Raw genomic sequence first — 21,637 nt, 5'->3', positions numbered from 1 at the left:
GAACGGCTTCAAGCGCGGCACCCGATTCGTCCCACGCGTTCGGTCCGCATGGCCGCTTTGTGCGGTCGTAACCCGAATGGCGGATGCCGACCAGGTGGCACCACCTGACACTAACACCGCTCTGGGAGCGCTCCCAGAGTCAAGCGGAGGCACCCCGCGCGATTCCACGTCGTCGATCAACGAAGATTTGGCGGTCCACATGCTTCGCTTCTCCCCAGACGTCCCCGACCGGCCTCGCCGGGCACCGGGCACCACGACGGAGGCCGCGCCGGGCCGCGGCAGGTCCGCCGCCTGGCGGGCGTCCGCGGTCCTCGGCGCCTGCCTGACCCTGCTGACGACCGTGCTGGTCACGTTCGGCGCGGGCAACGCCTCCGCGCACGGCGCGGTCAGCGATCCGCCGTCACGCCACTACGGCTGCTACAACCGCTGGCCCAACGGCCCGTCGCAGCAGATGGCCACCGAGGACCCCATGTGCTACCAGGCGTGGCAGGCCGACCCCTCGGCCATGTACAACTGGAACGGCCTGTTCCGCGAAGGCGTCGCCGGCAACCACCAGGGAGCCATCCCGGACGGGCAGCTGTGCAGCGGCGGCCTGACCTTCAACGGTCGCTACGCCGCGATGGACAAGCCCGGCGCGTGGGTCGCCCCGAGCAAGCCCAGCCGGTTCACCCTCAACCTCAACGACACGTCCTCGCACGGCGCCGACTACATCCGCGTCTACGCGACCAAGCAGGGCTTCGACCCCAAGACCCAGGCCCTGAAGTGGAGCGACCTGGAGCTGGTCGGCCAGACCGGCAAGATCCCCACCGGCTCCCGGACGCCCGTCGAGGTCGACGCGCCCGGCCGCACCGGCCACCACGTGCTGTTCACGGTGTGGCAGGCCAGCCACCTCGACCAGAGCTACTACGCGTGCAGCGACGTGAACTTCACCGGCGGTGGCACCACGACGACCACCACTCCGACCAGCACCACGACCACGACCACCACCACGACCACCACCGGGGGCAACCCCTCGGCGGGCTGCTCGGCCACCTTCCGGGTGACCTCGCAGTGGTCCGGCGGCTTCCAGGTCGAGGCGCGCGTGACCGCCGGCGCCACGGCGATCTCCGGCTGGGCGGTGAGCTGGACGTTCGCCAACGGTGAGCGGATCAACTCTTCGTGGAGCGCGACCCTGACCACGAGCGGGTCCACGACCACCGCCCGCAACGTCGCTTACAACGGCGCGGTGGGCGCGGGCGCGAGCACCACGTTCGGTTTCGTCGCCTCCGGCACGGCGGGGACCCCGACCCTGGTCTGCACCGCGTCCTGATCCCGTCGGTCCGCCCGTCGCCGCCCCCGACGGCGGCGGGCGGACCGGCCCGGGTCAGCCCGCCTGACGGCTGAGGTGCTCCCACTTGGCGAGCTCGGCCGTGCGCGCCCGAGCCATCTCCTCGACCATGCCGTAGGCCGCGCCGCCCAGGACCAGTCGCTTCGGCGGCTCGGGCAGGTCGACCACCCGCAGCAGGACCGAGGCGGCCAGCCGCGGGTCGAAGTCCTCGGACTCGCCCCAGAGCTCGTTCAGCCAGGCGCGCAGCGGCGCGTAGGCGGGGTCCTCCCCGGTCGTGGTCAGGCCGAGGGTGAACAGGTCGGTGCGGTACCCGCCGGGCTGCAGGATGGTCACCTTGATCCCGAAGCGCTCGACCTCCATCGCCAGCGCTTCGCTCATCGCGTCGAGCGCGGCCTTGCCCGCGCTGTACAGGCCGGTCGCCGCGAAGCCACCGGCGGACCCCATCGACGAGACCTGCACGATGTAGCCCGAGCCCTGTGACCGCAGGAGCGGGACCACCGCCTGGTTCACCCACAGCGCGCCGAAGAAGTTGGTGTCCAGGTGGGCCCGCGCCTGCTCCTCGGTGACCTCCTCGACCATGCCGAGCAACGCGCCACCGGCGTTGTTGACCACGACGTCCAGCCCGCCGAACGCGGCGAACGCCCGCTGCACGCCGGCGAGGACCGCGTGCCGGTCGGACACGTCCAGCGGGAACGTGACCAGCCTGCCGCCGGACTCGGCGACCAGGTCGTCCAACGGCGTGGTGTCGCGGGCGACGCCGACGACCCGGTCGCCCGCCGCGAGCGCGGCTTCGGCGAACGCGCGTCCCAAGCCGCGCGAGGCGCCCGTGATGAACCAGGTACGACTGCGGTCGCGCGTCATGGTGTCTCCCCAAGTTGTGAGACGATACGTTCCGTCTCGATGCGAGAACCCTGACAGACCCCTGGGCGCAAGTCAAGACGAACCGTCTCGTTCCGAGTAGAGTGCCCCCATGCCCACCAGCCCCACGCCGAACAGCACGCGCCGCAGCGAACGCTCCCGGGTGGCGATCCTGACCGCGACGCGCGAGCTCATCGGCGACCTCGGCTACGCCAAGCTGACGATCGAGGCCATCGCCGCCCGCGCGGGCGTCGGCAAGCAGACGATCTACCGCTGGTGGCCGTCCAAGGGCGCGGTCGTCTTCGACTCCCTGCTGGTGCTGAGCGAACGGCCGGACGGCGGCGGCATCGAGCTGCCGGACACGGGAGACCTCGAGCACGACCTGAGAACCGTCCTCCGCGCGACCGCGGCCGAGTTCTCCGACCCGGCGTTCGAGGCCCCGATCCGCGCGCTGAACACGGAGATCATCAACGACCCCGACCTGGCCGCCGTCTACCGGGAGAAGATGGAAAGCCCGATGCGGGAGGCGAAGCGCCGACGACTGCGCAGCGCCCAGGCCGCCGGCCAACTACCCGCCGACACCGACCTCGACCTCTTCATCGACCTGCTGTACGCGCCGCTGACCCAGCGCTGGCTCCTGCGCTCCGGCCCCCTGGACGCCCCTTTCGCCGACGCCCTGGTCACCGCCGCCCTCCGCGCCTTCCGCCCCTGACACGGAACGTCGAGGACGCAGCCACCGCGGGACCTCGACGTCGTCGGTGATCTCGCGGTGGCCTTGGGAACTCCGTGCCGCAGGCAGCCCGAAACGCGATGATCGCGTCCGTGCACGGGACCGCCTCATCGGAGATGCCGTCCCGGGAAACCGCACAGAGTGATCCCGCAGTTCCGCGGCGGACAACGCCCACGCACGGTGTCCCACCGCAAGCCGTTCAGCCGATTGATGACGGACGAGCCGCTCGCGAAACTCGACCCGTCCACCACTTGTTGCGAGAACGGGATCCGCATGCGCCTGCGTTCACTGATCGTCGCCGTCGTCGGCGGGCTGCTCGGCGCCGCGGGAATCTTCCACCTGCCCGCCTCGGCGTCCGTGGTGGACGTCAACTGCGCCCTGGGCACCCAGGTCGGCACCTACTCCCCCGGCATGACCCTGCTGCCCAGGCAGATCGACTTCAGCGCCACCGGCACGCTGGGCGGCTGCGCGTCCCCCAGCCACCCCGAGATCACCGGCGCGACCTTCACCTCCCTGGTCAGCGGCACGTTCAGCTGCCTGGCCGGCTCCACCACCAACACCTCCACCTACCACTGGAACACCGGGCACAGCAGCACCGTCCAAGGCGGCTTCGAGGTCAACCTCAAGCCCGGCGGCACCACCGTCCTCGTCCTGACCGGCACCGTGGTCGCCGGGTTGTTCCAGGGCGCGACCGTCGTGCAGACCAAGGTCCTGCCCGCCACCGACCTCACCGCCTGCCTCACCCCGCAGGGCCTGACCAGCGTCAGCGGCACCGTCACGTTCACCGCGGTCCTGTGAACCGGCCGAGGATGGACGCGGACGACCGCCCCGGCGGTCCGAGGAACACCGCCCGGGTGAAGGCCGCCCTCTCCGCCACGACCGCGCTGATCGCGTCGTCCCTGCTGTTCTCGCCATCCTCCGCACACGCGGCGCCGGTCGACCTCCTCTGCACCGAGAACGAGTCGGTGTCCTACTCCCCCGGTCTGCTGACCACGCCACGGCCGGTGGACGTCGACGTGCACAACATCCTGTCGTGCACGTCTCCCACCGACCCGGCCGTGACGGGAGGGCACGTGCGGGCGACCGTGCGCGGTCTCAACCGATCGTGCACCAACCTCGCGGCGTCCGGCATCGGCTCGTACACCATCACCTGGAACACCGGGGAGACCAGCACGATCGACTACAACCGGTCCGCCACCTACGTCCTGGGCACGCTGGTCATCACCGAAACCGGGACGGTCACCGCCGGCAAGTTCACCGGCGACTCCACCACCCACGTCGTCGAACTGCTCACCCTCGACCTCCTCGCCTGCCTCGCCGAACCCGGCCTCACCACCACCTCGGGCGTCGGCACCTACGTCTTCACCTGACAGGCCAAGTAGGAGCCCGCGTTCTCGTCGGCCATCCCGACCACGACCACAGTGGCCCCACCGACGACGTCCGCGTCGAGGTCGATGGACTGCGTCCTCGTGCGGTTGCACCAGAGGGCGGAGTTGTTCCAGTCCAGCAGGGTGTTCGCCCGTGCTTCCCCGTATCCCCGCCGGAACCCGGGCGGTTCATCGAGCTGCCCGAGGGCCTTCACCGACGTTCCGTCCTGCCGCGCGGCACTGCCGATGCCGTGTGCGGCGGTGACGTTCGGCATGACCACCACCCGGACCGTCAGCCGTTGACCTCGCGTGCCACGGCCAGCTGTCGATCCTTGTGCTGCCGCTCGCCTGCCAAGTCGTCGTCGTGCTGCCGGACGAGCACGTCCTGCACGGCGCGTTCCACCCCGACCCACGTCCTGACCCACTCGACGCGCTCCTTGCACGCCACGTCCCGGGTGGCGACGGCCAGCTCGTGCCCGGACGGCCACCCGGCGCTGAACGCGGGGTCGTTGATCGCGGCATCCGGACCGGCGTAGGCGAAGCCCGCCTCCGCCATGCACCGCGACCACCCCGCGGCGGCGGCGACCACCGGCCCGGTGGTCGCGGTGATCTCGTGGCTGCGCCGGCTCAGCGTCAGGCTCAGCGGCTCCTGGCCGGGTTTCGCATCGGCCGCGAGCCCCCGGTCCGCCTCCCCCGCACAACCCCCGGGCGGCACCTCCCGGCCGCCGACCTCGCCCCGGCGCGTGCCGGTGATCAACGAGACGACGTCCGGCGACGGCTGAGCGGCGGCCTGGCTGCCGGCGTCTCGCGTGGCGAGCACTGCCGGGTCGCGGTAGCCGTACGCCGCGGCCTCGTCCGCGTCGACGAGACCGTGCCGCCTCGGCTTGGCGGCGTCCCGCGCGGGATCGACGACGGGGAAGGTGAACGCGATCCCGTGGTCCGCGAGGCACCGCTCCATCAAGGTGTTGCGCGCTTTGATGACCTCCAGCTCCTGGACCGGTGTCAGCAGCGACCGGTCGAGCGGCAGGTCGAGGCCGCGCACCGCCGACAGGTCGGCGGGCACCCTCCCGAGTGCCGCATCGAGGTCGGCCGCGCCGAAATCGGGTGTGGTGGTGGGTGTCGTCGAGCATCCGACGAGCGCGGACACCGCTATCGCCGCGGCGAGCGCACCCGCGATGAAGTCGGCTGCGCGGCGTGGCGTGCGGTCGGGTGCGACCACGGTGGGACCTCCGATCCCCGACGGGTCGCGCCTGGTCGGCGCGACCCGGTCGTCCGACTAGAACTGGTCCCGGTTGGCGCAGTCCCTGAAGGTGCCCGAACTCGTGGGCCACTTGAAGCTCGCGTTGTCGTTCTTCATGGGCTCGGTGAAGTTGCCCTTGCCGTACGCGCCGAACGACTGCGACGCGACGCTGCCGTTGCAGCCGCTGTTGTAGTAGACGGTCGCGTAGTAGGACCAGTTGTTGACGACCGAGGCCGCGTGGTTCTTCACCACGTAGTTGAAGCCGTTCCCGTCGGTGCCGGCGTTGTTGAACTTCTCGTTGTCGAGGTCCCCGTCCGAGAGCAGGTAGTCGGCGCGGGCACCCTCGAAGTTGCTGTTGAAGTAGAAGCAGAGGTAGGCCTCGCGGCACCCCTCGATCGTCGCAGCCGAGGCCGTCGGAGCGATGGCGAAGCTTCCGATGACCGTGGTGATGACCGCCGCGAGGCCGACCAACCTTCGTGTGACGCGCATGGATCCTCCTGGTTCGTGGCGCTTTGCCGCACCTGGACCGGGCGCTCGGCGTCGCCGTGCCCGGAACGGACCTCACCCTGTCGGAGGTGGTCCTCCGCCCGTCCTCACGGCGTCATCACGGCGTCCTCGTCGGCTGCCTCGTCGGCGTCTACTCCTGGTTCGACCACCGCGCTATGCTGTGAGAACGTCACTACCGGTGACCGATGAGGGGGGAGCCGGGGGGATGGACTTCGGTGTGCTCGGACGGCTGGAGGTCCGGACGGCGCGGGGGCGGTTGGAGCTGACTCGTCCGCGTCAGCAACGAGTGCTGGCCGCGTTGCTGCTGGCGCCGAATTCCGTGGTGCCGCTGGCGAAGCTCGTCGAGGTCGGTTGGGGCGACGAACCGCCGTCGACCGCTGTCAAGCAGGTCCGCAACTGCGTCTCGGCGCTGCGGGAACGACTGGGGGATGTCGACCGGCAGGTCATCACCACGGAAGACCCCGGTTACCGGATCAGGGTTCGCCCGGACCAACTCGATTCCCTGCGGTTCGCCAAAGGGGTCGCCGATGCCCGGCACTGCGTCGGAGAAGGCGCCCTCGACCGGGGAGTGGAGCACGTCCGGGCGGCACTGGGCCTGTGGCGGGGTCCCGCGATCGACGGCCTCGACAGCCCGACGTTGGCCAGGTCCGCGATGCGCCTGGCCGAGCAACGGCTCACCGCGCTCGAGCTGTACGCCGACTGGTTGGCGGAACTCGGCGAGCATCGCGAGGTGGTGGACGAGCTGGCGGAAGCGGTCCACGAGCACCCGCTGCGCGAACGCCTGCACGCGCAGCTGATGGACGCGCTGGACCGCTGCGGCCGGCGAGCGGACGCGATGATCGTGTTCGGCCGGCTGAGGAACCGACTCGCCGAGGAACTCGGCGTCGATCCCGGGGCCGACGTGAGCCGGCTGCACCAGCGGATCCTGCGCGGCGAAGCCCGGCCCCACCGGGACGGCGGGCTCCGCCGGCACCGGAGAAGCCCTGCGGGGGCCGCCGAAGACCTCGGCAGCGGTGGGCTGGACCGGCGGTCCACCCGGCACCGGCAGATCCCGGTCACGAGCCTGCCGGGGACCGCCGCGCCACCCGTGCCACGGCAGCTGCCGCAGTCGATCCGCGACTTCACCGGTCGTGCCGACCACCTGGCCGCGCTGGACGCCCTGCTGCCGCCGGAGAGCGGTCAGCACGGTGGGCACGCCGTGGTGATCTCCGCGCTGGACGGCTCTGGAGGCGTCGGCAAGACGACGCTCGCGATGCACTGGGCGCACCACGTCCAGCACCGGTTCCCGGACGGCACGCTGCACACCAACCTGCGCGGCTACGGTCCCGGTCGGCCCGCGAGCCCCGACGAGGCCCTCGACGACTTCCTGGTGGCGCTCGGGGTGCCGGCCGCGGCGGTGCCCGCGGGGCTCGGCGCCCGCTCCGGGCTGTTCCGAACGCTGCTGGCGGGACGCCGGGTGTTGATCGTGCTCGACAACGCCAACAGCGCCGAGCAGGTTCGACCGCTGCTGCCCGGGACGCCGGGCTGCATGGTGCTGGTCACCAGTCGGGACAACCTCACCGGCCTCGTGGTGACGGACGCCGCCCACCGGCTCACCCTCGACGTGCTGTCGCCGCCCGAAGCCCTGAGCCTGGTCGTCGGCATCATCGGCCCGGCGCGGGCGGACGCGGAGACCGTCGCCGTGGACGAGCTGATCCGGCTGTGCGCCGGACTTCCGCTGGCGCTGCGGATCGCCGCCGGGCGCGTGGCCGCCCACCAGCACCTCTCCGTCGCCGACATCGTCGCCGAACTCGTCGACGAGGACTCCAGGCTGGATGCGCTGACCTGGGGGCAGGACCCCCGGGCCGCGGTCCGCAAAGTGCTGGCCTGGTCCTACGAGCAGCTCCCCCGACCGGAAGGGTTCCTGTTCCGACGCCTCGGCCTGCACCCCGGTCCGGACCTGTCACCGCCCGCGGCGGCGGCACTCGCCCACCTCCCACCGCACCGGGCGCGCTTGCTGCTCGACGCCCTGGCGGACGCGCACCTCATCGAACCGGTCGCCAAGGGCCGCTACCGCTTCCACGACCTGCTGCGCGCCTACGCCGCCGAGCTGGCCCGCCACCACGACAGCGCCGCCGATCGCCGCCGTGCCACCCACGCGTTGCTGACCTGGTACAACCACACCGCCCACGTCGCCGACAAGCAGCTCTACCCCACCAGCACCCGCCTGGTGACCGACCTGCTCGAACCGGACCACCCGCATCCCGTCGTCGACCGCGACCACGCCTGGACCTGGTTCACCGACGAGCGGGCCAACCTGGTCGCCGCCCTGCGCCACGCGGTCGACCGGTGCATGGACCGGCAGGCCGTCGAGCTGGTCGACGCCTTCGGGTTCCTCATCCTGATGGGCGGTTGGGAGGAGCGGATCCAGACCTCGGACGTGGGGCTGATCGCGGCGCGCCGAGTCGGCGACCGCGCGCACGAGGCCAATGTCCTGCTGGCCCGCGGGGAGGCCCTGGGCCACCTGCACCGGCCCGACGCCGAGGCCGACCTGGCCCGTGCGGTCACCGTGGCGCAGGAGGTCGGCAACACCCACATCCGGATCGCCGCCCTGAACGAGCTCGGCCAACTGCTGCGCCGGCAGGGCCGCCACACCGAAGCGCTCGGCCACCTCGTGGACGCCCTCGCGCTCAGCCGCGGCTTCGACACCGGTCGTTGGGAGGCGGTGGTCGAGGGGATGATCGCCGCGGTCCACGTCGACCTCGGCGCCCACCGACAGGCGATCGACCACGCCGAACGCAGCGCGCGGTTACGGCGCCGGATCGGTGACCCCGACGGCGAGGCGTGCGCGCTCGCGGTCCTGGCCGGAGCCTGGCAGGGCGTCAACGACCACGACACCGCCATCGGCCACTGCCGGCGGGCGATCGCCCTCGGTCGCCGTTCCCTCGGCAGCCAGGACGAGACCCTCGCCCCTCCGCTCGCCATCCTGGCGACCTCCCTGCACCGACTCGGCCACGTGGAGGAAGCCGTCGCCTGTTGGCGGGAGGCCGCCACGATCTACGCCGACCGCGGCCTGCACGCCGACGCCGCGAGCATCCACGACCGCATCCGCGCGGCGCGGTCCGCGACAGCGGTGACCCGATGAGGCGTTTCGTCCTGGCTCAGCCTCGAGGGAGCCGCGCTGCGCTGCCCGGGTGGCGCGGGCATCCGGGAGCGGGCGGGCACCGGTGACGGCCTGACCTGACCGTGACTCTGGCTCGCACTCGGGTGCACATCGGGTCGGAGGTGCCCTCATCCGGCCGGCCGCCGCGTCGACCTGGCCCGCCGCCGCGGTCGCCGTCGGCGGAGGCGCGGTCCGGCCGATCCCCCCTAACGGACGATGTCGGTGCCGGCTGGGAATGCGTACATTCGACCGGAATGGTGATTTCCTCACTGTAGGAGAGCGCATGAGGAAAATCCTCAACCGTCGACAGGTGCTCGTCGGCGTGTCGGCCCTGCTGGTCGCCTCGGCCCCGGCGGTCACCGCGTCCGCCACCGGCGACGTGGTGGCGGACGCGGTGCGGCGGATGAGCCTGGAGGAGAAGGTCGGCCAGCTGTTCGTCACCTACGCCTACGGCGCGACGGTCGACACGGCCGACCCGGCTTCGGTGGCCGCCAACCGGCGCCAGCACGGCGTGGACAACGCCGAGCAGCTGATCGGGAAGTACCACCTCGGCGGCATCATCTACTTCGCGTGGTCCGGCAACACGGCCGACCCCGCGCAGGTCGCGGCGCTCTCGAACGGCATCCAGCGGGTGTCCTCGATCCCCGCCCTGGTGAGCACCGACCAGGAGTACGGCGTGGTGTCGCGGATCGGGGAACCGGTCACGCCGTTCCCCGGCAACATGGCGCTGGGCGCGGCCCGCGACCCGGAGGCGGCGGGCGAGGCGGCCCTGATCGCCGGCCGGGAGCTGCGCGCGATGGGCGTCAACCAGGACTTCGCGCCGGTCGCCGACGTCAACGTCAACGCGCTCAACCCGGTGATCGGCGTCCGCTCGTTCGCCGAGGACCCGGAGTTGACGGCCCGACTCGTCGAGGCGCAGGTCCGGGGGTACGAGCGGGGCGGGGTGTCGGCCACCGCCAAGCACTTCCCCGGGCACGGCGACACCGCCGTGGACAGCCACACCGGCCTCCCGGTGATCGGGCACAGCCGCGAGGACTGGGAGCGGTTGGACGCGCCGCCGTTCCGCCGCGCCATCGCGGCCGGCATCGACTCGATCATGACCGCGCACATCGTGGTGCCCGCGCTCGACCCGGCCGGCGACCCGGCCACGCTCTCCCGGCCGATCATCACGGGCATCCTGCGCGACCGGCTCGGCTACGACGGCGTGGTCGTCACCGACTCGCTCGGGATGGCCGGCGTCCGGCAGAAGTACGGCGACGACCGCGTGCCCGTGCTGGCCCTGAAAGCGGGCGTCGACCAGCTGCTGATGCCGCCGAACATCGACCTCGCGTTCAACGCGGTGCTGGCGGCGGTGCGCGGCGGCGAGCTCACCGAGCGCCGCATCGACCAGTCGGTCCGCCGGATCCTGCGGATGAAGGCCGAGCGCGGCCTGTTCGACGACCGGTTCGTCGACCCGGCGAAGCTGCCGGAGGTCGTCGGCACCACGCCGAACAAGCAAGCCGCGCAGCGGATCACGGACCGCACCACGACGCTCGTGCGCAACGAAATCCTGCCCCTGCGCACCCCGCCGGCCTCCGTCTTCACCACCGGCTGGGGGACCACCGCCGACCCGGTGCCGCAACGGCTCGCCACCGCCGTGAGCCGCCGTGCCGCGACGGCGAACGCCCTGGCCACCGGCGCGAACCCGAACCAGGCGACGATCGACCGCGCGGTCGCCGGGGCGAACGCCGCCGACCTGACGATCGTCGCGACCAACAAGGCGTGGACCGACGTCGGCCAGCAGAACCTGGTGAAGGCGCTGCTGGCCACCGGGAAACCGGTCGTCGTCATCGCGGTCCGGGACCCTTACGACATCGCGTACTTCCCGGAGGCGCGAACCTACCTCGCGACCTACTCCTACACGGAGGTCTCGATGGAGTCGGCGGTGCGGGTGCTGTACGGGGAGCACGCCCCGGTCGGGAAGCTGCCCGTCACGATCCCGGTCGCGGGCGACCCCTCCACCGCGCTGCACCCGTTCGGCCACGGCCTGACCTGGGAGGGCTGAGCCGATGCGCCGACTGACGACCGCCGTGCTGTGCGCGCTGCTGTGCGCGGCCCCGTCCGCGACGGCCGAGCCGGCGGGCGCCGCGGACCCGGAGTTGACCGTGATGACCTACAACATCCACACCGGCGTCGGCGTGGACGGCAGGCTGGACCTGGGCCGGGTGGCCGCGGACATCACGGCCTCCGGCGCCGACGTGGTGGGGTTGCAGGAGGTCGACGTCCACTGGATGGCGCGCAGCGAGTGGCGCGACCAGGCGGCGGACCTCGCGGAGGCGGTCGGCATGGAGGTCTACTTCGCGCCCATCTACGACCTGGACCCGGCGGAACCGGGCCTGCCGCGGCGGCGGTACGGCGTGGCGGTCCTCAGCCGGCACCCCGTCGTCGCGGCGGCGAACCACTCGATCACCAGGCTGTCGACCCAGGTGCCGAACCCGACGCCCGAGCCCGCGCCGGGCTTCCCGGAGGTCGAGCTGGACGTGCGCGGCGAACGCGTGCACGTCTACAACACCCACCTGGACTACCGCGCCGATCCGGCGGTGCGCCGGGCCCAGGTCGCCGACATGCTGCGCGTGCTGGCGGAGGACCGGGGTGAGGCGCGGGTGCTGCTCGGCGACTTCAACGCGCCGCCGGACGCGCCCGAACTCGCTCCGCTGTGGACGGAGCTGGTCGACGCGTGGGCCGTGGCGAACCCGCTGTCCCCCGGCCTGACCTACCCGGCGGCGGCGCCGGCCAAGCGCATCGACTACGTCGCCGCCGGCTACCCGGCCCGGGTGCGCGAGGCGCGGGTGATCACCACCGGCGCGTCGGACCACCTGCCGGTGGTGGCCGAGGTGACCATCACCCGGCGGCCGGGCTCCCCCTGGCACGCGGCGCTGCCGGACCAGCGCCTGCGGCCCGGCACGCCGCGGCAGGCCGGACTGGCCGCCGAGCACGTCGACCGGCTGGTGCCCGACGTCGAGGCAGGCGTGCTCGCGTCACCCCAGGCCTTCCCCGGCGGCGTGGTGCTGGTCGCCCGCAACGGCGTGATCGCCCGCCACGCGGCGGTCGGGGACGCGTTGCGCTACGGGTCCGACGGCGTCGAACTGCCGCCCGACCAGCGGATCCCGATGCGCGAGGACACCATCTTCGACGTGGCGTCGATCTCCAAGCTGTTCACCACCGCGGTCGCGATGCGGCTCGTCGAGCGCGACCTGATCGACCTGGACGCGCCCGCCGCGCGCTACCTGCCCGAGTTCGCCCAGAACGGCAAGCAGGACGTCACGCTCCGGCAGTTGCTGACCCACACGTCCGGGCTGCCCGCCGGTCTGGCGCTCGGCTCGTACCCGACGGTCGAGCAGCGGTTGGCCGCGGTCTACGCGGTGGCGCTCCGGTCGGAGCCGGGTACCCGGTACGTCTACTCGGACCTGAGCCTCATCGTGGTCGGCAAGGTGCTGGAACGGGTCACCGGCCGGTCGCTGCCGGACCTCGTGGCCGCGGAGGTCACCGAGCCGCTGGGGCTGCGCGACACCATGTTCACGCCGCCGGAGAGCCTGCGGCCGCGCATCGCGCCGACGCAGTACGCGGGCGGCTCACGCGGCCTGATCTGGGGGCAGGTGCACGACTCCACGTCCTGGTACCTCGGTGGCACGGCAGGGCACGCCGGGGTCTTCTCCACCGCGCACGACCTCGCCGTCTTCGCCCAGATGCTGCTCAACGGCGGCCAGTACGGCGGCCGGCGCGTCCTGCGGGTGGAGAGCGTCCGGGCGATGACGACGAACTGGAACGCCGCCATCCCGGGCGCCGCCCGAGGGCTCGGCCTGGACGTCGACAAGCCCGCGTTCATGGGCATGCTGGCCACCCCGTACACGGTGGGTCACACCGGTTACACCGGGACCTCGCTGGTCATCGAGCCGGGCAGCCGGTCCTTCGTGCTGCTGCTGACCAACCGCGTGCACCCGACGGCGGCCGGGCCGGCGACCAACCCCTACCGGCACGTGGTGGCCGACGACCTGGCGCGTGCCGTGCTGGACCGGTGAGTCAGTCCCTCGACCGCAGGAGCAGCCGCCTGCCCCACCAGACCCCGACCAGGGCCAGCACCAGCCACGCCGCACCGGCCGCGATCGAACGGGGTGAGCCGAGGTCGAGCGCGGCGTCGCCGAGGGTCGCGGCCAGGGCGGTGGTCGGCAGCAGCCCGAGCGCGGTCCCGGCGGCGAAGGACGTCGGCGCGACCGCGGTGACACCCGCGCCGTAGTTGGAGACGGCGAACGGGACCACCGGCAGCAGGCGCAGCACCACGGTCGCGGCCAGGCCGTCGCGGGCGAAGACCGCGTCGAGCGCCTTCAGCCTGCCGGAACCCAGCCACCGCGCCACCGACGGCCGCCCGAGCAGCCGGGCGACGAAGAACGCGATCACCGCGCCCGCGGTGAAGCCCGCCACCGCGATCGCCAGGCCGGGCAGGACGCCGAACAACAGCCCGGACGCCGCGGCCAGCACCGGTTTCGGGAAGAACGCCGCCGTGCCCACCGCGCACACCGCGAAGAACACCAGCGGCGCCGGCACGCCGTTGCCGTCGATCCAACCCCGGAGCTGCTCGGGGTCGGGCAGGTCGAGCACCGCGGCGGCGACCGCGAGCACCACGACCACGACGGCCAGTCCGACCACCCGCACGTGCCGCACAGCTCTCCCGGACTCCTTCACGCTCGAGGCCGTCATCGTAGGTCCTCGCCGCGCGGCGCCGTCCCCTGGCGGGTCAGCCACCCGCGGCGGCGTGGTCGTCGGCCGGCCGGGCGATCAGGTGGTCGACCAGGCCTGCGGGCATCTCGGCCCGCCCCGGGCCGCCCGCGGCGACCCAGTCGAGGACGTGCTCCACCGCCTCGTCGGTGAGCACGCCGCCCAGCCACACCGGACGGGCGCCCGTGCCCCGGGCGGGCCTGACCACGACGACGTTGGAGAACTCGCAGGAGCTCAGGCAGTTGGCCACGGTGACCGCGCGCTCCCCCGCGGCTTCGCGGAACTTCCGCAAGTGCGTCGCGTGGTCGACGTCCGGGTGCTTCGCGACGGTGCCGCAGCAGCAGCCTCGGCAGACGGTCAACTTGCTCGTTTCGGGCACCTGATCTCCATGCTGCGGTGAGCCAGTGGGACGGTTGATACCCCGGCCGGGTATGGCGGAGAACGTAGCATACCCAGCGGGGGTACCGGATCACGGCGGTCGGGCGTCGACGACCACCGACTCGACCACCGACCTCCCGGGCCGGGTGGGCGCCGGACCTCCAGCGGCGTCAACCGTTTCTTCGGTTCGTCGGGCCGACCGGCGGGCAGGACCACGAGCACGACCGAGGTGTCCGTGACGGGTCCCACCACCACTGCGGTGGTACGGCGTGCGGCAGGCGTACGACCCCGGTGGTAGGCCGATCGACAACTCCGGCCCGACGACTCGCGCCCGTCCCGGTTCCTACGCTGCTCGCACTTGTCGCCCGAGCGAAGGAATCCCTGATGCACATGGCCACTGCGCTTACCGCCGTCAGCGCCTACACGATGAGCCCCGGCCGGATCGGCGCCGGCCTCGGCGGGGTGCTGGGCCTGGTCGGCCTGGTGGTCGGGGTCTTGGCCCTGACCCGACCCGCCGGCCGCTTCGGCACCGGCACCGGACGCCTCGGAGCCGCGGTGTCCCTGGCCGGCGGGGTCGTCGGCCTGGCCCTGGGCGGGCTCGTCGCGGTCACGGCCGACAGCGGCATCGGCACGGGCAACGGCCGCGGTGGCGCCTACGTGGCCTTGGTGGTCGGGGCGGCCGCCGTGGCGCTGGGCGGGGTGGCGCTGGCCCGGTCCCGTCGCGCCACCGCCTGATCGGCCAGCCAGCCCGGAACGGTGAGACCGGACTCGTAGGCCAGGATCACCAACTGGGCCCGGTCGCGGACCCGCGTCTTGGTCATGATGCGACTGACGTGGGTCTTCGCCGTGGCCGGGCTCAGCACCAGCCGCGCCGCGATCTCGTCGTTGGACAGGCCGGCGGCCACCAGCGCCATCACCTCGCGCTCGCGGTCGGTGAGCGCGGTCAGCCGCGGGCCGGGGTCGGGGTGCGCGGCGCGGTTGGCGAACTCGGCGATCAGCCGGCGGGTGATCGACGGCGCGATGAGCGCGTCGCCGCGCGCCACGACCCGCACGCCGTGGATCAGCTCCGCCGGCTCGGTGTCCTTGACCAGGAAGCCGCTCGCACCGGCCCGCAGCGCGCCGTAGACGTAGTCGTCCAGGTCGAACGTGGTCAGGATGATCACGCGGACGGCCGAGCCGGCGGTGATCTCCCGCGTGGCGGCCAACCCGTCCAAGCCGGGCATCTGGACGTCCATGAGCACGACGTCGGGTCGCAGGTGCCGGGTGAGCCGCACCGCCTCCGCGCCGTCGGCGGCCTCGCCGACCACCTCGATGCCGTCCTCACCGTCCAGGATGGACCGGAAACCGGCGCGGACGAGGGTCTGGTCGTCGGCGAGCAGCAGGCGGATCACGCCGGCACCGGGTCCGCGCGCAGCGGCAGGCGGGCGTGGACCCGGAAGCCGCCGTCCGGGCGCGGGCCGGTGCTCAGCGAACCGCCCAGCGCCTGCGCCCGTTCCCGCATCCCGAGGATCCCGTTGCCGGGGACGCCCGGCGCGCCGGTGCCGTCGTCCTCCACTTCCACGAGCACGTCGTCGTGGTCGGGTCGGACGCGGACCACGGCGGCGGTCGCCCCCGCGTGCCGGGTCACGTTGGTGAGCGCCTCCTGGACGATCCGGTACGCGGCCCGGCCGACCTCGGGCGGCAGCGGCCGGGTCTCGGCGAGCTCGACGCGGATCTCCAGCCCCGACCGGCCCGCCGTCGCGACGAGGTCGCCGAGGCGCTCCAGGTCGGGTGGCGCTTCGCCGTCCTGGCGCAGGGCGTTGAGCGTGGCTCGCAGCTCGCGCAGGGTGTCCTTGCTGGTCTGCTTGATCGCGGTCAGCGCCTGCTCGGTCCGGGCCGGGTCCGGGCGGTGCAGCGCGGCACTGGCCTGCACGTTGATCAGCGACAGGTGGTGGCCCAGCGCGTCGTGCAGCTCGCGGGCGATGCGCAGCCGTTCCTCGGTGGCCCGGCGCCGGGTCTCCTCCTCCAGCCGCTGCTCCGCGGCGAGGGTCCGGGCTTCCGCTTCGGCGAGGTAGGCCCGGCGGTTGCGGGTCACGCCGACGATGACCGCGACGAGCCAACCGGCGTGCAGGAACGTCGCGCCGTTGCCGGTCCGGTTGAAGCCGTCCGCGAAGGCGAAGGCGAGGACCGAGGCGACGCCCAGTCCGACGGCGACGGCGACGTGGCCTTCGTCGACGACGGTGTAGAGCGCCACGACGAACACGACCATGATCGGGCCGGGCTGGTGCAGCAACGCGCCGTACGCGCTCACCGCGGCCAACGCCACCACGCCGACCGGGACGGGGTGGCGGCGCCGGAACACCAGCGCGCCGGCGGAGAGCAGCACGACGGCCAGGGCCGCCCACTCGGCCGGGGCGCCGATGCCGCGCGCCTGCACCACCAGCCCGAGCAGCGAGACCAGGCCGGCGGCGACCGCCACGGCGGTGTCCGCGGTCCGGCCGCGCCACCTCGACATGGCCGAAGCCTAACCCCCGGCCGGTGAGCGGGAGGTCAGGCTTCGGCGAAGTCGGGCGTGCGGGTCAGGAGACTCGTTTGCGGCTGTAGAAGCCCGCGACCAGGCTGACGCCCACGGCGGCGAGCGCGACCTGGATGATCACTTCGATCCAGTCGATGCCGCGGGTGTCGCCGACGCCGAGCGCGTTGGCGAGGAAGGTGCCGATGAAGGCCGCGACGACACCGACCACGATGGTCAGCCAGATCGGGATGCTCTGCTTGCCGGGCAGCACGAGCCGACCGAGGGCGCCGATGATCAGACCCACGATGAGGGCGCTGACGATTCCGGAGACGGGCACGATCACTCCTTCGAGTCAAGTGATCCTCAGTTACCCGATCGACGCACCCGTCACTCCTCCGTGTCCGTTTCGTCCCTACGATGCGCAGAATTCGTTACCTTCCGGGTCCCGCATGACCCACCAGTGCCCGGCCGGCCCTTTGTCGAACTCGCCGACGCGGGTCGCGCCGAGCCCTTCCAACCGGGCCACCAGGTCGGCCAGTCCGCCGGGTTCGCCGTGGACGTCGACGTGCAGGCGGTTCTTGCCGGACTTGGCCTCGGGCACGTCCTGGAACAGCAGCCGCCGGCCGCGACCCACGCCGCTGGTCGCGTCGAACGGGTCGTCGGGGTGGCGGACGGCGGCGTAACCGCGGAAGTTCTTGCGGCCGTTGTGCTCGACGACCGCTTCCGCGCCGAGGTGACCGGCCGCCAGCAGCTGCTCGATGAGCGCGCTCGGATCCTCCACCTCGTAACCCAGGGCCGCGGCCCAGAAGTCCGCGAGGGCGGGTGCGTTCCTGGTGTCGATGACCAGCTTCCAGCTCAGTGCCATGTAACCGATTATGAGGGTTACAACGGGGTCGTCGCAAACCGCGGGCCGCCGACCGGGTGTCCGCGGCGTTGCGGCAACGGGGTGACGGGTCGGGCGACCGTCGTCGTTCGAGCCTCGCGCCGCCCCTTCCCTGCGACACTGACCGCGCCTGCGCTCGTCAGGCGAACTCCGTCGAATCGGGAAGGAACGCGACATGGCAAGGGATCTGCGACTGCTGCCGGTCCTCGCGATCGCGATCGGCACGATCGTCCTCGGCTCGACCGCGACCGCGTCCGCCGACAGCGGCGCCCAGGTCGGGCCGAACGGCTGCACGTGGAGCAACTGACCGGCAACGGCTCGCGCCGCGGACAGGCCGCGCCGGCATGAGGGCGGCGCTGCTGATCGTCGACGTGCAGGAGGTGCTGGTGCCGCTCGTCTGGCGCGGCGAGGAGCTGGCCGACCGCGTCGCCGCGTTGGCGCGGGAGGCCCGCCGCGCCGGTGTGCCGGTGATCGCGCTGCGGCAGGTCGGGCCCGGCGGCACGGAGTTCGACCCCGACTCGCCCGGCGCGCGGATCAGCGCGCGTCTCCGGCTGGAGCCGACCGACGTGGTGGTCGACAAGACGGCGACCGACGCGTTCTACCGCACCGACCTCGCGGCGCTGCTCGCCGAGCGGGACGTGGACACGGTGGTGCTGACCGGCCTGGCCACCGACTACTGCGTGGACGCGACGGCGCGGTCGGCGTTGAGCCACGGCCTGGACGTCGTGCTGGTGAGCGACGGCCACTCACCGGCCGCCGACGGCGACCCCGGGGCGCGCCTGACCGCCGAGCAGGTCGTCGACCGGCACAACCGGCTCCTCAGCACGGCCGTCCACCCCGGCGGGACGGTGCGACTGGTCCCGGCGGCGCAGGTCGCGTTCGGGCCGTGAGAGCGCCGAGAGGCCGGTCCGGGCGGACACCCGGACCGGCCGGTTCGGTGGATCAGCCGCTGACCGAGGCCGAGAAGCTGTTGACCGCCAGGCCGGTGCCACCGTTCCACGGCTCGAAGCCCGCCTGGATGCTGGTCAGGTACCAGGACGTGGTGATCGCGCCGCGGTTGCGGACGTCGTTGACGAAGTCGAGCACGTTGAACGACCACGACGTGATCGGCGACGGCGCGACGTAGGAGATCACGTTGTTGGCGCCGTTGCTGCCGCGCCAGACCTGCCAGGTGCGACCGCCGACGGTGGCGTTGCCGACCGCGCTGCCGATCGGCTGGATCGAGCCCTGGCGGTTGAACCAGATCATGATCTCCATCTGGTTGACCCCGTTGGTCTTAGGCGTCGGGTCGAGCCAGATGTCGTAGGAGGCGTTGTACGTGCCGCCCACGTAGCTGTAGTTGATCGAGGACGACGCGCTGCGGATCCGGCTGACCTGCATGGGCAGGTTGCTGCCCGGCGAGCAGTTGGAGTAGTGGCAGCCGAGGAACACCGACGGGTACGACAGCGGCGCGCCGTTGGTCGGCGCCGAGCCCTGCTGCTGGGTGATCCGGAAACCGGTCGAGGTGACGTTGATGCACTGGGTAGCCGACGTGCCCCAGCGGTTGTTCTGGACCACGTAGCGGCCCTGGATGGTGGTCGATCCGTACTGCTCGCAGATCGTGGTGTCGGCTTGGGCCGGCCCGGCTGCGGCGACGACCGCGGACGCGGCCATCAGCCCGGCCAGCACGAACGCGCGGACAGTGCTTCGCATGGAACTCCTTCCGAAGGGTCCACGACGGCGGGGAATCTCTCCTGGGAGCGCTCCCAGGGTAGCCCCGAACACCCTCTGCCGCCTATCTCGAATCGCGCACACGGCCGAATCGGACGAGCGCCCGCACCCGTCGGCCCGCCCGGCGGCGGACCGCCCGACGGCACGGTGATCGGGCCGCGACGCGACGAGCGAGGTCAGACGAGCCCTTGCGGGAACGCGAGGACGCGGTCCGGGTCGTAGCGGCGCGCGACCCGGCGCAGGCGTGGGAGATTCCGCCCGTAGTAGGCGGTCGGCCAGTCCGGCATGTCGGGGTCGATGTAGTTGACGTAGCCGGTGCCGTGGCCGATGCCGTCGCGCAGCTCCGCCGTGATCCGGCGGGCTTCGGCCTCGTCGACGCCGACCACGTCGACGTACGCCTGCGCGCTGGCGATGGCGTCGCGGTGCGGGAACGCGGTGGCGTCCGGCCGCACGCGCGCGATCGCGCCGCCGAACGTGTCGAACTGGACCCGTCCCGTCCGGCGGCCGTCCAGCAGCGCGACGACCCGCGCCGGGTCGACCGGCCGGTGCAGCATCCTGGAGGAGGCCACGAACGGCGAGCCGTCGTCCGGCCGGCACTCGGGCAGGCAGCCGGCGAAGAACCGCATGGCGGCGCCGTAGTCCATCGGGCGGACCGCGCGGCCGGTCGGCGCGACCTTCGCGGCGAACCGGTCGAGGTGCCGGCCCAGTTCCCGCGCGGACCCGATCCAGGTGCCGGCCACGCCCGCGACCGGTGGGGCGCCGGCGGCGACGTTGCACGCGGACCACAGGCCGTCCGGGGTGCCGAGCGCCCACTCCTGCCACGCGCCCAGCACGTCGGTCGCCGCGTCCGCCGGGAAGTCCAGCAGGAACACCGTCACGTCCGGCGCGGGCTCGGTGTCGAAGGTGAACGACGTGACGACGCCGAAGTTGCCGCCACCGCCGCCGCGCAGCGCCCAGAACAGGTCGGGTTCGGCGTGCTCGTCGGTCCGGCGCGGCCGGTCGCCCGGCGTGACGATCCGCGCGGCGCGCAGGTGGTCGATCGTCAGGCCGTACTCGCGCCCGACGACGCTGATCCCACCGCCCAACGTGAGGCCGCCGATGCCGACCGTGGGGCACGACCCGGCGGGCAGCAACCGACCGGTCCGCGCCAGCTCGTCGTACAGGTCGATCATCCGCGTGCCCGCGCCGACCTCGGCCCGCCCGCGGTGGTCGACGCGGACGGCGCGCAACGCGGACAGGTCGACGACGAGACCGTTCTCGGGCACCGAGTAGCCGGCGTAGCTGTGCCCGCCGCTGCGCGCGGCGACCGGGATCCGTTCCCGGGCGGCGAAGTCGAGGCACCGCGCGACGTCGGACTCGTCGGCGCACAGCGCGACGGCCGCGGGCCTGCGGTGCGCGTACACGGTGTTGTACGGCCTGCGCACGGTGTCGTAGACGTCGTCACCGGGCAGGACCAGCCTGCCGGTGAGCACGCGGCGCAGCCGGGCCCAATCGCTGTCCCACCCGCCGAGCGCGACGAGTCCGGTTGCCTGGATGAAGGTTCTCCGACCGAATCGCATGAGCACTCCCCCGGTGCCCATGGTGCCGCTGCCGCCCGCCGCGCCACTCCGCCGAACGGGTTCGGTGCGGTCAGGACGCGGCAGCGAGCAGGACGAGCGCGGCGCGCAGGGCGTGGTCGCCCGCCCCGGTCGGGCCGTGGTGCGTGGCGACCACGGTGGCGCCTTCGACCAGCATGAGGAGCTGCCGCCCGAGGAGCCCCGGATCGGCGGCCCCGGCGCGTTCGGCGATGCCGACGAGCGTGTCGAGGTACCGGTCCAGGTGGCGTGCGGTGATGGCGCGCACCGGCTCGACGTGGTGCTGCGCGGCGGCGTTGAGCATGGCGCAGCCGCGGAACCGGGGCTCGTCGTAGGTCTGCTGGAAGGTGTCGAACACGGCGGTGAGCTGGTCGGCGGGATCGGGTCCGGCGGCGGCGACGGCGGCGGCCAGCGACCGCGTCACCCGCTCGCTGCGGGCTTCGAGCACGGCCCGCACCAGGCCGTCCTTGGTGCCGAAGTGCCGGTAGAGCGTCTCCTTGGACACCCCGAGGCGCGTGCACAGCTCGGCGACGCCGATGCCGTCGAGGCCGCGCTCGTAGAGCACGGGGGTGGCCGCGTCGAGGATCGCGGCCCGGGTGCGTCCCGGATCGATCGTGGAGCCCTTGGCCACCGGCATGACCCGGATGGTACCGATCAGTTCGATCGCCTGCTAGC

Annotated in this window: 23 protein-coding genes; 10 read left to right on the top strand and 13 right to left on the bottom strand. The window is 72.7% G+C overall.

What is annotated here, in order from left to right; all coding sequences use genetic code 11:
- Positions 1 to 199 precede the first annotated feature (199 nt).
- Positions 200 to 1,309 carry a lytic polysaccharide monooxygenase gene (locus tag EDD40_RS44670; protein ID WP_123747403.1) on the top strand — a complete coding sequence of 370 codons (1,110 nt, stop codon included), beginning with the start codon at positions 200 to 202 and terminating at the stop codon, positions 1,307 to 1,309.
- Between the two features lie 54 nt (positions 1,310 to 1,363).
- On the opposite strand, the gene EDD40_RS39445 is transcribed toward EDD40_RS44670, so the two are convergent.
- Positions 1,364 to 2,188, bottom strand: coding sequence for an SDR family NAD(P)-dependent oxidoreductase (locus EDD40_RS39445; RefSeq protein WP_123747402.1), 825 nt, complete (start codon positions 2,186 to 2,188; stop codon positions 1,364 to 1,366).
- A 109-nt stretch (positions 2,189 to 2,297) separates the two neighbouring features.
- On the opposite strand from EDD40_RS39445, the gene EDD40_RS39440 reads away from it, so the two are divergent.
- From EDD40_RS39440 to EDD40_RS39430, 3 genes are all read left to right on the top strand, one after another.
- Positions 2,298 to 2,897, top strand: coding sequence for a TetR/AcrR family transcriptional regulator (locus EDD40_RS39440; protein ID WP_123747401.1), 600 nt, complete (start codon positions 2,298 to 2,300; stop codon positions 2,895 to 2,897).
- A 291-nt stretch (positions 2,898 to 3,188) separates the two neighbouring features.
- Positions 3,189 to 3,713: a hypothetical protein gene (locus EDD40_RS39435; RefSeq protein ID WP_123747400.1), complete on the top strand. Its 525-nt coding sequence runs from the start codon at positions 3,189 to 3,191 to the stop codon at positions 3,711 to 3,713.
- On the top strand, positions 3,710 to 4,285 hold the full coding sequence (locus EDD40_RS39430; protein ID WP_170185372.1) for a hypothetical protein: 576 nt from the start codon (positions 3,710 to 3,712) through the stop codon (positions 4,283 to 4,285). The genes EDD40_RS39435 and EDD40_RS39430 overlap by 4 nt, the downstream gene beginning before the upstream one ends.
- On the opposite strand, the gene EDD40_RS39425 is transcribed toward EDD40_RS39430, so the two are convergent.
- The 3 genes from EDD40_RS39425 to EDD40_RS39415 are packed head-to-tail and all read right to left on the bottom strand — an operon-like array spanning position 4,270 to position 6,011.
- Positions 4,270 to 4,557 carry a hypothetical protein gene (locus tag EDD40_RS39425; protein WP_148089062.1) on the bottom strand — a complete coding sequence of 96 codons (288 nt, stop codon included), beginning with the start codon at positions 4,555 to 4,557 and terminating at the stop codon, positions 4,270 to 4,272. The genes EDD40_RS39430 and EDD40_RS39425 overlap by 16 nt on opposite strands.
- Positions 4,558 to 4,574: 17 nt before the next feature.
- Positions 4,575 to 5,501 carry a hypothetical protein gene (locus tag EDD40_RS39420; protein ID WP_123747397.1) on the bottom strand — a complete coding sequence of 309 codons (927 nt, stop codon included), beginning with the start codon at positions 5,499 to 5,501 and terminating at the stop codon, positions 4,575 to 4,577.
- A gap of 57 nt (positions 5,502 to 5,558) precedes the next feature.
- On the bottom strand, positions 5,559 to 6,011 hold the full coding sequence (locus EDD40_RS39415; RefSeq protein WP_123747396.1) for a peptidase inhibitor family I36 protein: 453 nt from the start codon (positions 6,009 to 6,011) through the stop codon (positions 5,559 to 5,561).
- A gap of 223 nt (positions 6,012 to 6,234) precedes the next feature.
- On the opposite strand from EDD40_RS39415, the gene EDD40_RS39410 reads away from it, so the two are divergent.
- The 3 genes from EDD40_RS39410 to EDD40_RS44665 all read left to right on the top strand — a co-directional run bounded on the left by EDD40_RS39410 (position 6,235) and on the right by EDD40_RS44665 (position 13,229).
- Positions 6,235 to 9,153 (top strand): AfsR/SARP family transcriptional regulator, encoded by a 2,919-nt coding sequence (locus tag EDD40_RS39410; RefSeq protein WP_170185371.1) that lies wholly within the window; start codon positions 6,235 to 6,237, stop codon positions 9,151 to 9,153.
- 301 nt (positions 9,154 to 9,454) lie between these two features.
- Positions 9,455 to 11,215, top strand: a complete 1,761-nt coding sequence (locus tag EDD40_RS39405) for a glycoside hydrolase family 3 protein (RefSeq protein WP_123747394.1) — start codon at positions 9,455 to 9,457, stop codon at positions 11,213 to 11,215.
- A gap of 4 nt (positions 11,216 to 11,219) precedes the next feature.
- A complete protein-coding gene (locus tag EDD40_RS44665) occupies positions 11,220 to 13,229 on the top strand; it encodes a serine hydrolase (RefSeq protein WP_123747393.1) in 2,010 nt (669 codons plus the stop codon).
- Position 13,230: 1 nt separating this feature from the next.
- Here EDD40_RS44665 and EDD40_RS39395 read toward each other — a convergent pair whose 3' ends face one another.
- Both EDD40_RS39395 and EDD40_RS39390 read right to left on the bottom strand, forming a co-directional pair.
- A complete protein-coding gene (locus tag EDD40_RS39395) occupies positions 13,231 to 13,905 on the bottom strand; it encodes a TVP38/TMEM64 family protein (protein WP_123747392.1) in 675 nt (224 codons plus the stop codon).
- Between the two features lie 37 nt (positions 13,906 to 13,942).
- Positions 13,943 to 14,302, bottom strand: a complete 360-nt coding sequence (locus EDD40_RS39390; RefSeq protein WP_123747391.1) for a hypothetical protein — start codon at positions 14,300 to 14,302, stop codon at positions 13,943 to 13,945.
- A 389-nt stretch (positions 14,303 to 14,691) separates the two neighbouring features.
- On the opposite strand from EDD40_RS39390, the gene EDD40_RS39385 reads away from it, so the two are divergent.
- A complete protein-coding gene (locus EDD40_RS39385; protein ID WP_123748622.1) occupies positions 14,692 to 15,036 on the top strand; it encodes a DUF6223 family protein in 345 nt (114 codons plus the stop codon).
- Here the strand turns inward: EDD40_RS39385 and EDD40_RS39380 are convergent.
- From EDD40_RS39380 to EDD40_RS39365, 4 genes are all read right to left on the bottom strand, one after another.
- Positions 14,955 to 15,692 (bottom strand): response regulator, encoded by a 738-nt coding sequence (locus EDD40_RS39380; protein ID WP_211348350.1) that lies wholly within the window; start codon positions 15,690 to 15,692, stop codon positions 14,955 to 14,957. The genes EDD40_RS39385 and EDD40_RS39380 overlap by 82 nt on opposite strands.
- On the bottom strand, positions 15,689 to 16,795 hold the full coding sequence (locus EDD40_RS39375) for a sensor histidine kinase (RefSeq protein ID WP_123747390.1): 1,107 nt from the start codon (positions 16,793 to 16,795) through the stop codon (positions 15,689 to 15,691). The genes EDD40_RS39380 and EDD40_RS39375 overlap by 4 nt, the downstream gene beginning before the upstream one ends.
- Before the next feature lie 64 nt (positions 16,796 to 16,859).
- The gene (locus tag EDD40_RS39370; protein WP_123748621.1) at positions 16,860 to 17,132 is read right to left on the bottom strand and encodes a GlsB/YeaQ/YmgE family stress response membrane protein; all 273 of its coding nucleotides are present in this window, start codon (positions 17,130 to 17,132) and stop codon (positions 16,860 to 16,862) included.
- A 75-nt stretch (positions 17,133 to 17,207) separates the two neighbouring features.
- The gene (locus EDD40_RS39365; protein WP_123747389.1) at positions 17,208 to 17,660 is read right to left on the bottom strand and encodes a VOC family protein; all 453 of its coding nucleotides are present in this window, start codon (positions 17,658 to 17,660) and stop codon (positions 17,208 to 17,210) included.
- Between the two features lie 193 nt (positions 17,661 to 17,853).
- Between EDD40_RS39365 and EDD40_RS44550 the strand changes: the two genes are divergently transcribed.
- Together EDD40_RS44550 and EDD40_RS39360 are read left to right on the top strand one after the other, a co-directional pair.
- Positions 17,854 to 17,985, top strand: a complete 132-nt coding sequence (locus EDD40_RS44550) for a hypothetical protein (protein WP_281277840.1) — start codon at positions 17,854 to 17,856, stop codon at positions 17,983 to 17,985.
- Positions 17,986 to 18,022: 37 nt separating this feature from the next.
- Entirely contained in the window at positions 18,023 to 18,568 is a 546-nt protein-coding gene (locus EDD40_RS39360) for an isochorismatase family protein (RefSeq protein ID WP_123747388.1), read from the top strand.
- A 52-nt stretch (positions 18,569 to 18,620) separates the two neighbouring features.
- On the opposite strand, the gene EDD40_RS39355 is transcribed toward EDD40_RS39360, so the two are convergent.
- The 3 genes from EDD40_RS39355 to EDD40_RS39345 form a co-directional block, all read right to left on the bottom strand.
- Positions 18,621 to 19,370: a GH12 family glycosyl hydrolase domain-containing protein gene (locus tag EDD40_RS39355; protein ID WP_123747387.1), complete on the bottom strand. Its 750-nt coding sequence runs from the start codon at positions 19,368 to 19,370 to the stop codon at positions 18,621 to 18,623.
- Between the two features lie 194 nt (positions 19,371 to 19,564).
- Positions 19,565 to 20,947: an FAD-binding oxidoreductase gene (locus EDD40_RS39350; RefSeq protein ID WP_123747386.1), complete on the bottom strand. Its 1,383-nt coding sequence runs from the start codon at positions 20,945 to 20,947 to the stop codon at positions 19,565 to 19,567.
- A gap of 70 nt (positions 20,948 to 21,017) precedes the next feature.
- Positions 21,018 to 21,599 carry a TetR/AcrR family transcriptional regulator gene (locus EDD40_RS39345; protein WP_123747385.1) on the bottom strand — a complete coding sequence of 194 codons (582 nt, stop codon included), beginning with the start codon at positions 21,597 to 21,599 and terminating at the stop codon, positions 21,018 to 21,020.
- Positions 21,600 to 21,637: the final 38 nt, after the last annotated feature.

It is taken from the genome of Saccharothrix texasensis (assembly GCF_003752005.1).
GTDB classification, from domain to species: domain Bacteria; phylum Actinomycetota; class Actinomycetes; order Mycobacteriales; family Pseudonocardiaceae; genus Actinosynnema; species Actinosynnema texasense.
This window is presented reverse-complemented; position numbering and strand designations above follow the sequence as displayed.

Bases quoted from the DNA above. Each gene is read 5' to 3' on its own strand.
- EDD40_RS44670 (WP_123747403.1), top strand. From the start codon at position 200: ATGCTTCGCTTCTCCCCAGACGTCCCCGACCGGCCTCGCCGGGCACCG.
- EDD40_RS39445 (WP_123747402.1), bottom strand. From the start codon at position 2,188: ATGACGCGCGACCGCAGTCGTACCTGGTTCATCACGGGCGCCTCGCGC.
- EDD40_RS39440 (WP_123747401.1), top strand. From the start codon at position 2,298: ATGCCCACCAGCCCCACGCCGAACAGCACGCGCCGCAGCGAACGCTCC.
- EDD40_RS39435 (WP_123747400.1), top strand. From the start codon at position 3,189: ATGCGCCTGCGTTCACTGATCGTCGCCGTCGTCGGCGGGCTGCTCGGC.
- EDD40_RS39425 (WP_148089062.1), bottom strand. From the start codon at position 4,557: ATGCCGAACGTCACCGCCGCACACGGCATCGGCAGTGCCGCGCGGCAG.
- EDD40_RS39415 (WP_123747396.1), bottom strand. From the start codon at position 6,011: ATGCGCGTCACACGAAGGTTGGTCGGCCTCGCGGCGGTCATCACCACG.
- EDD40_RS39410 (WP_170185371.1), top strand. From the start codon at position 6,235: ATGGACTTCGGTGTGCTCGGACGGCTGGAGGTCCGGACGGCGCGGGGG.
- EDD40_RS39405 (WP_123747394.1), top strand. From the start codon at position 9,455: ATGAGGAAAATCCTCAACCGTCGACAGGTGCTCGTCGGCGTGTCGGCC.
- EDD40_RS44665 (WP_123747393.1), top strand. From the start codon at position 11,220: ATGCGCCGACTGACGACCGCCGTGCTGTGCGCGCTGCTGTGCGCGGCC.
- EDD40_RS39395 (WP_123747392.1), bottom strand. From the start codon at position 13,905: ATGACGGCCTCGAGCGTGAAGGAGTCCGGGAGAGCTGTGCGGCACGTG.
- EDD40_RS39385 (WP_123748622.1), top strand. From the start codon at position 14,692: ATGGCCACTGCGCTTACCGCCGTCAGCGCCTACACGATGAGCCCCGGC.
- EDD40_RS39375 (WP_123747390.1), bottom strand. From the start codon at position 16,795: ATGTCGAGGTGGCGCGGCCGGACCGCGGACACCGCCGTGGCGGTCGCC.
- EDD40_RS39365 (WP_123747389.1), bottom strand. From the start codon at position 17,660: ATGGCACTGAGCTGGAAGCTGGTCATCGACACCAGGAACGCACCCGCC.
- EDD40_RS44550 (WP_281277840.1), top strand. From the start codon at position 17,854: ATGGCAAGGGATCTGCGACTGCTGCCGGTCCTCGCGATCGCGATCGGC.
- EDD40_RS39360 (WP_123747388.1), top strand. From the start codon at position 18,023: ATGAGGGCGGCGCTGCTGATCGTCGACGTGCAGGAGGTGCTGGTGCCG.
- EDD40_RS39355 (WP_123747387.1), bottom strand. From the start codon at position 19,370: ATGCGAAGCACTGTCCGCGCGTTCGTGCTGGCCGGGCTGATGGCCGCG.
- EDD40_RS39350 (WP_123747386.1), bottom strand. From the start codon at position 20,947: ATGCGATTCGGTCGGAGAACCTTCATCCAGGCAACCGGACTCGTCGCG.
- EDD40_RS39345 (WP_123747385.1), bottom strand. From the start codon at position 21,599: ATGCCGGTGGCCAAGGGCTCCACGATCGATCCGGGACGCACCCGGGCC.